Here is a 13685-nt window from a genome sequence, read left to right on the forward strand (position 1 = left end):
GAGATGGGCGCGCAGGCGTCCGGCAGGGTCGGCGAGGGAGAAGCCCAGCGCCGACTCCGCCCGCGCGATGCGGGCCGCCATCGAGCTGTGGTGCAGGTGCACCCCGGTGGCGGCGGCGCGGACCGATCCGGCCGAGCACAGCGCGCGCACCGCGAGCAGGTGGTCATCGCTCAGCCGCGCCATCGCCCGCACGTCGGCCAGCTCCGCGACGGCCGGGCCGGGCAGGTCGGCGAACAGCGCGAGCGCGCCGAGATCGGTCCAGCGCACCACCCGGTCGTGCGGGCCGGTGAAGCGCAGCGCCGTGCGGGCCTTGGCCCACGACTCGGCGGCGTGCGACCCGGGCAGCTCCGGGCCGATGCCCACGCGGGCGCCCTCGGGCAGCTCGCCCTCGACGGTGGTGGCCACCAGCGCGGCCTGGGTGTCGCCGATCCTGGCCGTACGCACGCGGTGCCCCATCGCCCGCAACCCGGCCGCGAGCGGGTCGCCGGGGAGGGCGAAGGCCAGGGCCTGGAGCGGGGTGGATGGTGCGAAGCCGAGCAGGCGGAGCGCCCGCGCGCGTTCCGCCTCGCCGGTCTCGGCCGACAGCACCAGCTCGACCAGCGCCGGGTCCCGGCCCTCGCGGGCCTGCGCGGCGGCGCGTTCCAGGGTCAGCTCGGCGGCGGCGGCGAACCGTTCGAGCACGATGTCGTCGAGGCCGTGCGGGGCGCCCTCGCGTTCCATCCACACGCTGCCCAGGCCGTCGCTCAGCTCCCTCGCCCGCGCCTCTTCCTGGGGCCCTTCCCCGGCCCGCTTCCCCGTGCCTGGCGTCCGCGCGTCGGCGGCCCGGCCGTCCGGGCTCGTCCGGAGGCGCCGGCCGGCGGTGGCGTCGTGCAGGCCGACCGGACATCGCGCCAGCCGCGCGGTGGCCGCGAGCAGCACCGGCACGGTGACGTGGTCGCGCACCAGCGAGTCGAAGTAGGCGATGACCCGCACCGCGCTCTCGGCGTCGGTGTCGAGCGTGGAAAGCCGGAGCAGAAGACCCTGCACGACGTCCACACTAGGCCGACGGACGGCGGCCTGGCCAGCGGACCAAGCGTGCGCTAGTTTGGTTTCGTGGATCTCGACTTCTCCCCGGCCGAGCTGGACTTCCGCGCCGAGGTTCGCGACTGGCTGGCCGCCCACGTGCCCGAGCGGCTCCCGCCGATGGACACCGCCGAAGGCTTCCTGGCCCACCGTGCCTGGGAGGCGCTGCTGGCCGGCGAGCGGCTGTCGGTCGTCTCCTGGCCGCGCGAGTACGGCGGCCGCGCCGCGTCCCTGATCGAGTGGCTGATCTTCGAGGAGGAGTACTGGGCCGCCGGCGCCCCGGCCCGGGTCAGCCAGAACGGCATCTTCCTCCTGGCCCCCAGCCTCATGCGCTTCGGCACCCCCGAGCAGCGGCGGCGCTGGCTGCCCCGGATGGCGACGGCCGAGGACGTGTGGGCGCAGGCCTGGTCCGAGCCCGAGGCCGGCAGCGACCTCGCCGCGCTCAGCGCCCGCGCCGAACGCGCCGACGGCGGCTGGCTCCTGTACGGGCACAAGACCTGGAGCTCCCGGGCCGCCCACGCCTCCCACGGCTTCGGCCTCTTCCGCACCTCCGGCGCGCGGCACAAGGGCCTGACGTACTTCCTGTTCCCCCTGGACGACGTCGCCGTCCGGCCGATCGCGCAGCTCGACGGCCTGCCCGGGTTCGCCGAGCTGCACTTCGACGGGGTGTTCGCGCCCGACTCCATGGTGCTCGGCGAGCCGGGCGACGGCTGGCGGATCGCGATGTCCACCACCTCCTCCGAACGCGGCCTGACCCTGCGCAGCCCCGGCCGCTTCCTCGCCACCGCCGACCGCCTCCTCGACCTGGCCCTGGACGCCGATCCCGCCCTCGCCGACCGGGCCGCGCGCTGCTGGACGGCGGCCGAGGCGTACCGGCTGCACACCTTCGCCACCGCCCGCCGGATCATGGCCGGGGCCGAGATCGGGGCGGCGGCCAGCATGGGCAAGGTCTTCTGGTCGGAGCTGGACCTGCGCATGCACGAGCTGGCCATGGAACTGCTCGGCGACCGCGCCGGCGGGACGGCCTGGCTGGACGGCTTCCTGTTCTCGCTGGCCGGGCCCATCTACGCGGGCACCAACGAGATCCAGCGCAACATCATCGCCGAGCGTGTCCTGGGCCTGCCCCGATGACCCCTCTGGAGTCGCCCTCATGCACTTCGCCTTCACCGACGAGCAACTCGCCCTGGGGGCGACCGTCCGCGACGTGCTGCGGGCGCACTGCCCGCCCGGCGCGCTGCGGACCGAACGCCGTCCCGCCTGGGACCGGCTGGCCGAGCTGGGGTTCTTCGGGCTGCTGCTGCCGCCGGAGCTCGACGGGCTCGGACTCGGGCTGACCGACGTGCTGCCCGCGGTCGAGGAGACCGGGCGGGCCTGCCTGCCGGGGCCGGTGGTCGAGACGGCGGTGGCGGCGGCGTTCCTGACGCCCTTCCTGGCACCCGAGGCGGCCAAGCTGGCCTCGGGCGGGGTGTGCGTCGGGGTGCTGCTGCCGGGGGAGGCGTACATGGCCGACGCCGATCTCGCCGACGTGCTGGTCGTGGCGCGTACGGGGGAGGGGGTGCGGGTGCTGGCGGGGCACGAGGCGCGGCTCACCGCCGTGCCGGGGGTGGATCCGTGCCGGCCGTTGTTCGACGTCGCCTTCGAAGCGTCCGGACGTGCTGATCCCGGCGCGGACCGGGTGGCGCTCGCGGCGCGGGCCGTCGCGGTGGCGACCGCCGCCCAGCTGATCGGGGTCGCGCGGGAGCTGCTCGCGGTCTCGGTGTCGTACGCGGGGGTCAGGAGGCAGTTCGGCGCGGCGATCGGGTCCTTCCAGGCCGTCCGGCACCGGCTCGCCGACGTGGCGGTCGCCGTCGAGTTCGCCGCGCCGCTGGTGCACCGCGCGGCGCTGTCCGTCGACCGGGACGCGCCCACGGCCGGACGGGACGCCGGCGCCGCCAAGGCCGCGGCGGGCGAGGCGGCGACGCTGGCCGCCCGCGTCGCCCTGCAGACCCACGGCGCGATCGGCTACACCGAGGAGCTGGACCTGCGGTTCTGGCTCGCGCGGGCCTGGTCCCTGTCGGCCGCGCACGGCACCGCCGCCGCCCACCGCGAACACGTCCGCGCCTGCCTGGGCACTCGCGACCTGCGGAGGTATCCGTGAAGTACGGCGTGCCGCTGGGCCTGCTGCACCCGGACGCCTGGAAGGACGTGGCCGTGGCCGCCGACGAGCTGGGGTTCGAGTCGGTGTGGCTGCCCGAGCACCTGGTGTTCGCCACCGACCTGTCGCTCGCCGTCTACCCGGGCACCGAGGATCCCGGCATCAAGCCGACGACGCCGCTGTTCGACGCCCCGGCCTACCTGTGCTGGCTGGCCGGGCTCACCACCCGCGTCCGGCTCGGCACCGCCGTGCACCTGCTGGCCCTGCGCCACCCGTTCGTCTCGGCCCGCGCCTTCGCCACCCTGGACGTGGTGTCGGACGGACGGGCGATCTGCGGCGTGGGCGCGGGCTGGTACCGCGGGGAGTGGGCGGCGGCCGGGCTGCCCTTCGAGACCCGCGGCGCCCGCCTGGACGAGGTCATCGAGATCGTCCGGCGGCTCTGGACCGAACCCGTGGTCGCCCATTCCGGACGGTTCTACCGGTTCCCGGAGGTCGCCTTCGAGCCCAAGCCCGTGCAGGGACGGCTGCCGGTGCTGGCCGGCGGGGAGTCGGCGGCGGCGCTGCGCCGGGCGTCCCGGCTGTGCGACGGGTGGATCAGCATGCCGCACACGGTCGAGTCCATCAGGCCGCAGCTGGCGCGGCTGGGGGCGGGGGTGCCGGTGACGGCGCACGCGTACGCGCTGGGCTCTCCTGGCGAGGTGGCCGCATGGGCGGAGCTGGGGGTGGAACGGCTGATCGTCCGGCCGTGGACGCGCAGCCGGGACGCGGTCACCCGCCTGGCCGCCTTCGCCGCCGAGTACGACGTGACCTGACCCCGCCGGGCCGCCGCTCACCCGGCCCCCGCCGCTCGGTCGCTCGGTCGCCGGCGGGCCGTCCTCAGGCGGGCTGACGTCCCCAGTCGGGGGTGCTGACGATCTCGCGGGTGGGGGTGCGGTGACGGCGGCCGCGCAGAGGGGCGTCCTGGACGAAGGCGTCGATGGTGCTCGTGCCGCCGGACTGCTGGCGCGGGCCTCGCGGGTGCTGCGAGACCGCGGTCCCGGCGGTCCCGGCAGTCGCGGCGGTTCCGGCGGTCGCGGCGCGACGGTGGCGGCGGCCGCGCGGGACGGAATCGGCGGTGAACTCGTCCATGAAGAAGGGGTGCTCGGCGGCGTGCGCGTCCAGGAGCGGCTCGCTGCGGCGGCGACGGCCCTGGTACGTCGCGCCGATCCCGGACGCCTGGGCGGCCCGCGGCGTCGTCCTCGTCCGGGCGGCCACCTCGGCGCCCGGTCGGGGGCTGGGGGAGAAGGCGCTGAACGTGCTCGTCGCCGGAGGGAGCGAGATCGGCACCATCGGGCCGGTGTCGAACATGGGCTCGAAGGGCGCCGTGTCGCGGGCGGGCCGGAACGAGGCGCTGTCCAGCCGCCGCGGCGGGGCCATGCGGTCGGTGAACGGCTCGAACGCGTCCACACCGGCCGCGACCTCGGCGCCGCCCGCGGGGCCGAACTCGGGGACGGGGGCGGCGAACTCGAAGGTACGGTTCCGGCCGGCCTCGAAAGAGCCCGCGCCAAGCCCGGAGCGGCCCCCCTGACCGGTCTCGGGAGAGACGGCCGCCAACTCGATGCCGCCTTCCCGACCGTTCTCGGAGCCGCCTTGCCGGCCGGTGCCGGGGGAGCCTGCGGCGAGCTCGAAGCGGTGCCTCCGGCCGGCCTCGGGCGAGGCGGCCGCGCGTTCGAAGCTCGTGCCGGAAGGGGCGGTGGTGAGTTCGAAGGGGTCGGCGGGCTCGGCGGTGGTCCGCAGCGAGGAGGGGCGGGTGTGCTCGTGGCGCGTCTCCGCGGGACGGCGGCGACGCCGGTGGCGTGAAGGTGCGGCGTGGGTGCCGCGCCTGGAACGCGTCCCGGGAAGGGGCACGGCGACGGGCACGGGAACAGGCAGAGCGACGGGCACGGCGATACCGGCAGTGACGCCCGTGGTGACACCGGCAGTGACGCCCGTGGAGGTGCTCTCTGTCGAGGTGACGCTCAGAGCGGCGGTGCTCGGAGTGGCACCTTCCCTCGTGGAGAGGGTCGCGGCGGCGCGTACGCGGGCGGCCTTCGCCGAGGCGGTCGCCGGGCGGAGGCGGCTCTGGCGGGTCTTCGCCAGGGCGACGAGCGCCAGCGCGGCGATCAGCGCGGACCCGACCAGCGACGGTGAGCCGATCGCGGGCATCGAGCCGGTCGAGGAGGCGTCCACGAGCGCGGGAAGGGGCTCGGCGGTGGCGGACGTGGTGTCGGCGGTCGTCGCCTTGGCGTGCTTGGACTTCTGTCCCGACTTCCCGGCCGCCGCCGTCGGCACGGGAGCCGCCCCCGTCGCCGGCGAGGCGGACGCGGACGGCGCGGCGGCGGACGCCGGAGGCGAGGACGCCGTGGTCCTGGCGGGCTTGTCGGACTTGGCCTTCGGACGCGCGGCGAGCGGGGCCTCGACGGCGCGCTCCTGCTCGACGTGCGGGATCAGGGAGCTGAGCGAGTCGGCGGGGAGCTGGAGCGTTCCCACGTCGGTGCCGGGCCTGGCGGGCGTCGCCGCCTGCTCGTCGGCCCGCTTCTGGGCCGCCTCCTCGTCGAGACGGGCCTTGATGCGCTCGGGGTAGCCGTAGCCGACGACCTTGCTGGTGTCGCGCTCTTTGCGCTTGGCGACGCCGCCGTCGATGTTGCCCTCGATGGTGAAGATCGTGTCGCCCTCGACCCGTGTGACGATGCCGACGTGGTCGATGTTGTCGATCTTGCCGGTGCCGCTCCAGTCGTAGAAGACGAGCGCGCCGGGCTTGGGCGTCTTCCCCCAGGCTCCCTGCGCCTTGAACCATTCGGCGTGCCGTACGGTCCAGGCGAACTGCCCGATCCACTCCTGGTAGCCGAGCTTGTGCGCGGCCCAGGAGAGGTACATGTCACACCAGGGTGCGGCGGAGTAGTCGGCGTCGAACTCGACGGTCTTGCCGTACCAGTCGCCGAACTTGGTGTACGCACCGGCCTTCTCGGCGTAGCCGAGCTGGCTCTCCAGCAGGTCGATGTACTTCTGCATCTCGGGCGTCATGGAAGTATGGGGGAACCTTCCGGTCAAGATCCGGATTTATCCGCACATACTCGGGTACACGGGGGTAACCCGGGACATGTGTGGCAAAACCGGAAACCTGTAGTCTTCCGTGCGGTGCGAGGTTACCGCTTCGTGACCAAGGTCAAGCACGCCCCAAGAGAAGGCAAAGACATCACCGGGCGCATAACCGCAGCTCAACCAAGCTGCCGGACGTGTCCAGGGTGGGTGATTTAACAGGAAAAGGCTCGCGTGTCGCGCCCAGCGGGCCTAGTAACCGGCCCCGGTGAGCAGCCCTCCGTCCACCGTGAACTCGCTCCCCGTGCAGTAGCTGGCCCGGTCCGAGGCCAGGAACGCGACCACGTGCGAGACCTCCACCGGCTTCGCGAACCGCTTGATGACCATGGACTTCACGAACGCCTCCGCGTCCACCTCGGCCATCAGGTCCGGGTTCACCGCCATCGCCGTGTTGATCGCCCCGGGATGCACCGAGTTCACCCGGATCCTGAACCGGGCCAGCTCCCGCGCGGCCGACTTGGTCAGCCCGCGCACCGCGAACTTCGAGGCCGCGTACGCCGACAACCCCTCCGCCCCGACGAACCCCTCGATCGAGGAGATGTTCACGATGGCGCCGCGCCCGGCCGCCTTCATGGGCTCGATCACCGACTTGACCCCCAGCCAGGTGCCCTTGAGGTTCACGTCGATCACCCGGTCGAAGTCCTCGGGCGCCATGTCCTGGATGCGGCCGTAGGTGAGGATGCCGGCGTTGTTCACCAGGACGTCGAGCCGGCCGTGCAGCTCCGTGGCCGTGCCGACGGCCCGCCGCCATTCGTCCGGGCTGCGCACGTCGTGCCGCACGTACGCGGCCCCGGTCTCGGCGGCCAGCGCCTTGCCCTCCTCCTCCAGCACGTCGCCGAAGACCACCCGCGCGCCCTCTTCGAGGAACAGGCGCACGTGCGACTCGCCCATGCCCCTGGCCCCGCCCGTGATCAGCGCGACCTTGCCGTCAAGCAGTCCCACGACTACCTCCTGCCGCGACGGCCGCCGCGGCCGCCTCCATGGAGCGGTAGACGGGGACGCCCGCCGCCGCCGCGATCCGCCGTACCTCGTCCTCCACGCCCGCGGGCGCGCACTCGCCGTTCCTGGTGACGAGCGTGATCCTGACCCGCGGCAGCGCCTCCTGCGCGGCGGCCAAGGCCCGCGCGTAGGCGTACAGGGGCTCGGCCGCGTCGCCGTAGGTGAAGAAGCTCTGCACGTTCACGTGGGCGACCACGTCCGCGTACGGCTCCCGCCGGACGATCGCCCCGATCACCTCCGGCACCAGCCCGGGACGCCCGCGCGGCCCCACCGGCACCTCCAGCGGGTTGCCCGCGGCGGCCAGGCCGAGCCCGTCGAGCACGCCGTCCGGCAGCGGGGCGAGCCGCACGCCGGCCCGGTCGAACGCGTCGGCCGCCAGCACGCCCGCGCCGCCGCTCGGCCCGATCACCAGCACCCGGTCGCCGTCCGTCACGCGGGAGCCGTGCGCCTGGAAGAAGGCCAGCACGCCGATCAGGTCGTCCTGGGAGGAGACCAGCGCCGTGCCGGTCTGGGCCGCGACCGCCGCCCACACCCGCAGGTCGCTCACCATGCCGCCGGTGTGCGAGAGCGCCGCCCGCTGTCCCTGCGAGCTGCGCCCGCCGACCAGCAGCGCCACCGGCAGCCCCGCCGCGCGCAGCGCCTCGTGCAGCTCCCGGCCGCCGCGCGGGTCCTCCAGGTAGAGCCCGACGGCCCGCGTCTCGGGGTCGCGGGCCAGCCAGGACAGCAGCTCGGCGGGGGTCACGTCGGCCGCGTTCCCCACGGTGACGACCCGGCTGAACGCCAGCCCGCGCCGCTCCCCGACCTTGATCACCTCGCCCGCGAGGCCGCCGCTCTGCGAGATCAGCGCGACCGTCCCCGCCGGTCCGACGCCGCCGCCGACGAACGTCTGCCGGCCGCGCGGGCAGTACACGCCCATGCAGTTGGGGCCGAGCAGCCGGGTGCCCGCCGCGCGGGCGGCCGCGGCCAGGTCGCGTTCCAGGTCCGCGCGTCCGGTCTCGCCGAACCCGCCGCTCATCACTTGCACGTACGGAATGCCCGACGCCTGCCGCACGACCTCGGCGCACCGCTCGGCGGGCACCGCCACCAGCGCGTAGTCCACGTCGGCGGCGGCCAGCGACGGCACCGCGGGCACCCCCGCCACCTCGGCGGCCGACGGGTGCACGGCCACCAGCGGCACCCCGGCCGCCCGGTAGAAGTCGAGGAACATGTTCCCGAAGTTCGGCCTGCTCGCCGAGGCGCCGACGACGGCCACCGCGCGGGGCTCGAAGAGCGGCAGGAAGTCGGCCGGCTCGCGGGTGGCGGACGGGCGCGGCGGCCGGCCGGGCAGGTGGCGCGCGTCCACCGCGGTCACGCCGGAAGGGGTGGCGATGACCGGGTTCAGCTCGAACTCGCCCAGTTCCAGCCGTTCCCACAGGCCGCCGGGGCCGCCGACCGTCATGAGCAGCTTGACGACGGCGTCCACGTCCACGGGCGGGTGGCCGCGGTGGCCGTGCAGGAGGGCCGCGCCGCGCAGTTCGTCCAGCATGAGGCGCGCGTCCGGCTCGGAGATCGGGCAGAGGCGCAGCGCCGTGTCGCGCATCGCCTCCGTCCAGACGCCGCCCAGCCCGGCCAGCAGCACCGGGCCGAACCCCGGGTCGCCGACCAGCCCGACGATCAGCTCCACCCCGGCGGGCGCCTGCTCCTCGACCAGGAACCCCTCCACGTCGAGCCGGGAGCGCATCTCCGCGGCCGCCGCGGCGAGGCCGTCCGCCCGCAGGCCGAGCCGTACGGCCCCCGCCTCCGACTTGTGCACCAGCCCCGGGCCGAACGCCTTCAGCACCAGCGGCTCGGCCAGCTCCCCGGCCGCCGCGAAGTCCAGGTCACGCACCACCACCCCACGCGGCACCGGCACCCCGGCCGCCGCGACCAGCTCCTTGACCTCGTGCTCGCGGGGGATGTCCCGAGTGTCGTGCTCGCGGGGGTCGCGGGGGATGTCCTGGGCGTCGCGGTCGCGGGGGGCGTCCTGGGTGTCGTGCTCGTGAGGGTCCCGGGGGAGGTCCCGGCTCCCGTGGTCCTGGGCGCTCACCCGAGCAGGTGCCCGTGCTGCTCGCGGATCCGGCGGCGCAGCAGCTTGCCGGGCCCGCCGGAGGCGTCCTGGGAGTGCGGCAGCTCGCCGGTCACCACGATGTGGTCGGGCCGCTGGTGCGGGGGCAGCGTGTCGGCCAGGGCGAGCGACAGCTTGGCGGCGTCCAGCGACTGCCCGGCGCGCGGCACGACCGCCAGCAGCACCCGCTGCTCGTCCGCCCCCTCGGGGACGCCCACCGCGCCGGCCTCCGCCACGCCGTCCAGCGCCGAGACGGCCTCCTCGATCGTGGCGGGCTGCGTCCACTGGCCGTGCTTGAGTATGGAGTCCTCGCGGCGGCCGAGGACGCGCAGCACGCCGTCGGCCGACAACGTCCCGAGGTCGCCGCCCACGTACCACTCGCCGCGCAGGACGCCGTGGTCGTCCGTGCCGTCGTAGCCCGCCATGCGGTGCGGCCCGGCCAGGTTGATCTCGCCGACCTCGCCGGTCACCGCGGCGCCGGACGGGCCGGTGATCCGTACGGCGTTGCCCGTGCGCGCCCGCCCCGACGACCCGAGCGGCGTCGAGCCGTCGTCCACGCGGCCCATGCACGTGTACGGCGCCTCGGTCTGCCCGTAGTAGGAGTAGACCCCGGCCCCGGGCAGCCTGGCCTTGATCCGGTCGAGCATGGTCGCGGTCAGCGGCTCGCCGCCCAGCATGATCACCTGGATCGACGACAGGTCCACCCCCTCGTGCTCGGACGTCCCCAGCAGCGCCGCGTAGAACGACGGGATCTGCGAGACGTGGGTGACCCGTTCGCGCGGCACCACGCGCAGGAAGTTCGCCGGCCCCCAGTCCTGCTCCAGAACCAGGCGCATGCCCGCGTACAGGGCGGGGCCGACGATGGCGGGGAAGCCGATGCCCCAGATGATCGCGCCGGTGCCGAACACCGAGTCGGGGCCGCGCGGCACGTCCAGCCAGATCTGGGCGGTCGCCAGGGAGGAGGCGTGGGTGTGCACGACGGCCTTCGGCAGGCCGGTCGTGCCGGAGGTGTAGTAGAGGGCCAGCGGGTCGTCGTGGAAGCCGCCCAGCGGCGGTTCCTCCTCCAGGCCGCCGGTCAGCTCACCGGCGTCGATCCAGGTGGTGACCTGCGGGAGGGCGTCCTTGATGCCGCCGACCAGGTCGGCGACCGTGGAGTCGTACACGAAGGCCGTGCAGCCGGAGGCGGCCACCACGGCCCGCAGCGTCTCGGCCGGCCAGTACGGGTTGAGCGCCGCCGTCACCGCGCCGATCTTGGCCTGGGCCAGGTAGACCTCGGCGACCAGCAGCGTCTCGTTGAGCAGCGCCGCCACCCGCTGCCCGGCGGTGATCCCGGCCGCCAGCAGCGCGTTCGCCCGGCGGTTGACGGCCCGGTTCAGCTCGTCGTAGGTGAAGCTGCGCTCGCCGCAGTACGTCAGCGCCACCCGGTCGGGCGTGCGCAGCGCTCCCGCGGTCAGGATCGCGTGGCCGTAGTTGCCGTAGGGTGATCGCGCCATGGGGGGTGCCTCCAGGTCAGAGGGGCGAGTAGAGCACGAACGTGTTTCCTGAGGGGTCGCGCAGCACGGCCCGCCTCTCGTGCGGCCCGTCCTCGGGCGCGCGCACCACCTCGGCCCCGCGCGCCGCCATCTCGCGCACCGTGACCGCCACGTCGTCCACCTTGTACGACGGCGCCGCCGACGCGGTGACGTGCTCGGCCGGACCGGCCAGCGCCACGGTGACGCCGCCGCCGTCCAGCGCGGCGAACCGGTCGCCGTCCCTGAACTTCACCGGCAGGCCGTAGAAGGCGATCGCCTCGTCCAGGTCGGCTACGGGGATGAGCACGTTGCCGAGTTTCACACGGGCCTCCAATGCGGCAGATCGTCCATGAACGTCACCCGCACCGGCATCCCGACGCGGACCTCCTCCGGCGCGCACCCCACGACGTGCCCGAACGCGCGCACGCCCTCGTCCAGGTCCACCCACGCCGGCACGTACGGCTCCCGCCCCCGGTAGCCGGGCGCGAACGACCGGTGCACGACGGTGAACGTGTGGACCGTCCCCGTGCCCCTGGCGGGCTCGGCGGCCAGCTCGGCGCCGCCGCACGACGGGCACGACGGCTCGGGCAGGCAGCCGCGGCGGCCGCAGGACACGCAGCGCCGGATCACCAGCTCGCCGCGCGCCCCTGCGGCGCCGGTGGGGGAGGTGTCACCGCTCATCGCTGCCAAGCTAGCGCACGCTTGGTTACCGAACAAGAGCCCCTGCTTCACGAAACCGGCCCCCCGCCCGGGCGGCCCGCCGCCCGCGCCGCGCCCTCCTCGTGGCCCTGCTCCTACTGCCCTTCCTGCTCCTGACCGCCGGGCACCAGCCCGCCCTCCCCCGAGTGGGCGTCCGCCGGGGAGGCGGCCTCCGTGGGATGCGCGGTCGCCGGGTAGGTCGCCGCCGGCGTGGGATGCGCCACGGGCTGCCCGCCGGTCGGGGACGCGGTGCCGGTCGGGGTGGCCGGGCCGGAGCGGGTCGGCGGTGGGGCGGTGCAGGCGGGGCCGTCCACCGCGACCTCGCTCACCTGCGGCCCGTTGACCGCCGCCGGCTCGGTCATGACGACGATCCCGAGGTAGGCCCGCACCCCGCAGTCCACGCTCCCGGGATCGTGCCGGACCCCGCTGGTGTAGGCGGTGCTGCCGCGCAACGTGAGGGTCTCCCGCCGCACGGTGGTGACCGGCCCGTCGCCGAGCCGCCGCGTGTACGCGATCCGCAGCCGCACCGGCCCCGTGCCGTCCGCGGACACCCTGATCGCGCCCGCCGAACCGCTCCACCGCGCGATGCTCGCCTCCCGTACGGCGGGCGGCGGCAGGGCGGTCCCGCTCTGCGCCCGCGTCGGCACCGTCGGAGGCCCTGTCGGAGGCGCTGTCGGCGGTGCGGCACTCGTGGGCACGGGCGGGCCGGTCGAGACGTGCGGCCCGCCGGTGGCGGCGGGCGGGGACGCGCTGCCGCGGGCCGTGACGGGCGTGCTCCTGCGAGGCGTCGGCGTGTGGGCGTCGACCGGCGCCGGGTTCAGCTCGCCCGGCGGCTTCGGCTGCGGCATCAGGATCGTGCCCGCCCCCGGCGACAGCCGTCCGCCGGAGATCACGAGGGCGATCGCCACGGCGACCACCGTCGCGCCCGCCACCCACAGGTGCGGCGGCAGCGCGGGCAGCCGGACCGCCCGGCTGCGGATCCCGGCGCGCGGCCGGCCCGGGGCGCGGGCGTCCTGATCGGTCCTGGCCGCCAGCGGGAAGCGCAGGGCCAGCAGCGTGGCCAGCTCGGCGAGCCGGCGGCGGCCGCGCTGCTCCCAGTCGGGCCCGTATCCTGCGACGGCGTCCTCCTCCAGCTCGGCCGCGAACTGCCGGGCCGAGGCGTACCGGGCCGCCGGGTCCTTCGCCAGCCCGCGCCTGAGCAGGTCGCGCAGGGCGTCCGGGACGACCTCCAGCGGCACCGGCGCCGCCAGGTGCAGCTCCCGCAGGGCCGCGACGTCCAGCTCGCCGTCCCCGCCGTCCCCGCCCTCCTTGTACGCGCGGTAGGGCGGCCGCCCCCTGACCGCCTCGAACAGCACGCAGGCCGCCGCGTACAGGTCGGCCGGCGGCCCGGCCCGTCCCTGCGTCCACAGCTCCGGCGACATGTACGCCGGGCTCCCCGCCGGCACCCCCGGCTCCTCGGCGTGCACGACCACCCCGAAGTCGGCCAGCTTGCTCGTGCCGTCCGCCTGGACCAGGACGTTCTCCGGCTTGACGTCCCGGTGCGGCACGCCCTTCTCGTGCGCGGCGGCCAGGGCGGCGAGGATGCCCTTGAGCAGCACCAGGGCCGCCTCCGGGGCCGTCCGGCCGTGCTCGGCCAGCAGTGTGCGCAGCGAGACGCCGTCCACCAGCTCCATGACGACGGCGGCCCGGTCCGGGGTCTCGACGTACTCGTAGAGGCGGACCACGTTGGGGTCGTCGAGCTCGACGAGCTGATGGGCGTCGGCCCTGAAGCGGTCCATGAACTCGGAGTCCCTGCGCAGGGTGGCGTTCAGGTACTTGATCGCGACGTAGGCGCCGGTGGACTGGTAGGTGGCGAGGAACACGCGGCCGGTGCGGCCCGCGCCGAGCTGACGAACTTCACGGTAACCAGGGACCAAGTCCAACCCCCATCAGCCATGCCGTCGTGCATTCGACGGTCTCACCCGGGGTGTGGGTTGTCACGTCTGGAGAAATTTCGCCCTTTGTGATGAAAGGTGACGTCCGGTGAGGCCGTGGGGGCGGTGTTATGCTGTGGCGAACCCAAGCAAGCGCTCGGCTAAAT

11 protein-coding genes are annotated in these 13685 nt (G+C 75.0%); 3 read left to right on the forward strand and 8 right to left on the reverse strand.

From position 1 onward, the window contains the following. On the reverse strand, positions 1–1026 hold a 1026-nt coding region (locus ACWCSD_RS13500), incomplete at its 3' end, for a helix-turn-helix domain-containing protein (protein ID WP_449914797.1). A 66-nt stretch (positions 1027–1092) separates the two neighbouring features. Between ACWCSD_RS13500 and ACWCSD_RS13505 the strand changes: the two genes are divergently transcribed. Genes ACWCSD_RS13505 through ACWCSD_RS13515 form a run of 3 tightly spaced genes read left to right on the forward strand, consistent with a single transcriptional unit; the run spans position 1093 to position 4008 of the window. Continuing rightward, positions 1093–2193, forward strand: a complete 1101-nt coding sequence (locus tag ACWCSD_RS13505) for an acyl-CoA dehydrogenase family protein (RefSeq protein ID WP_449914799.1) — start codon at positions 1093–1095, stop codon at positions 2191–2193. A 19-nt stretch (positions 2194–2212) separates the two neighbouring features. After that, positions 2213–3199 (forward strand): acyl-CoA dehydrogenase family protein, encoded by a 987-nt coding sequence (locus ACWCSD_RS13510; RefSeq protein WP_387681849.1) that lies wholly within the window; start codon positions 2213–2215, stop codon positions 3197–3199. Beyond that, the gene (locus ACWCSD_RS13515) at positions 3196–4008 is read left to right on the forward strand and encodes a TIGR03619 family F420-dependent LLM class oxidoreductase (protein ID WP_397161006.1); all 813 of its coding nucleotides are present in this window, start codon (positions 3196–3198) and stop codon (positions 4006–4008) included. Before ACWCSD_RS13510 ends, ACWCSD_RS13515 begins: the two co-directional genes overlap by 4 nt. Positions 4009–4072: 64 nt before the next feature. Here ACWCSD_RS13515 and ACWCSD_RS13520 read toward each other — a convergent pair whose 3' ends face one another. The 7 genes from ACWCSD_RS13520 to ACWCSD_RS13550 form a co-directional block, all read right to left on the reverse strand. Beyond that, positions 4073–6238: a CHAP domain-containing protein gene (locus ACWCSD_RS13520; protein WP_449914803.1), complete on the reverse strand. Its 2166-nt coding sequence runs from the start codon at positions 6236–6238 to the stop codon at positions 4073–4075. A gap of 267 nt (positions 6239–6505) precedes the next feature. After that, positions 6506–7255, reverse strand: a complete 750-nt coding sequence (locus ACWCSD_RS13525; RefSeq protein ID WP_364340411.1) for a glucose 1-dehydrogenase — start codon at positions 7253–7255, stop codon at positions 6506–6508. After that, complete coding sequence (locus ACWCSD_RS13530) at positions 7242–9377, reverse strand: acetate--CoA ligase family protein (protein WP_449914807.1); 2136 nt, start codon at positions 9375–9377, stop codon at positions 7242–7244. The genes ACWCSD_RS13525 and ACWCSD_RS13530 overlap by 14 nt, the downstream gene beginning before the upstream one ends. Continuing rightward, a complete protein-coding gene (locus tag ACWCSD_RS13535; RefSeq protein WP_449914809.1) occupies positions 9374–10888 on the reverse strand; it encodes a class I adenylate-forming enzyme family protein in 1515 nt (504 codons plus the stop codon). The genes ACWCSD_RS13530 and ACWCSD_RS13535 overlap by 4 nt, the downstream gene beginning before the upstream one ends. A 16-nt stretch (positions 10889–10904) precedes the next feature. Continuing rightward, on the reverse strand, positions 10905–11228 hold the full coding sequence (locus ACWCSD_RS13540; RefSeq protein WP_352319442.1) for a VOC family protein: 324 nt from the start codon (positions 11226–11228) through the stop codon (positions 10905–10907). Continuing rightward, positions 11225–11587 carry a Zn-ribbon domain-containing OB-fold protein gene (locus tag ACWCSD_RS13545; RefSeq protein ID WP_397160999.1) on the reverse strand — a complete coding sequence of 121 codons (363 nt, stop codon included), beginning with the start codon at positions 11585–11587 and terminating at the stop codon, positions 11225–11227. The genes ACWCSD_RS13540 and ACWCSD_RS13545 overlap by 4 nt, the downstream gene beginning before the upstream one ends. 113 nt (positions 11588–11700) lie before the next feature. Next, entirely contained in the window at positions 11701–13521 is a 1821-nt protein-coding gene (locus ACWCSD_RS13550; protein WP_449914812.1) for a protein kinase domain-containing protein, read from the reverse strand. Between the last annotated feature and the right edge of the window lie 164 nt (positions 13522–13685).

The organism is Nonomuraea sp. NPDC001684 (assembly GCF_053596515.1).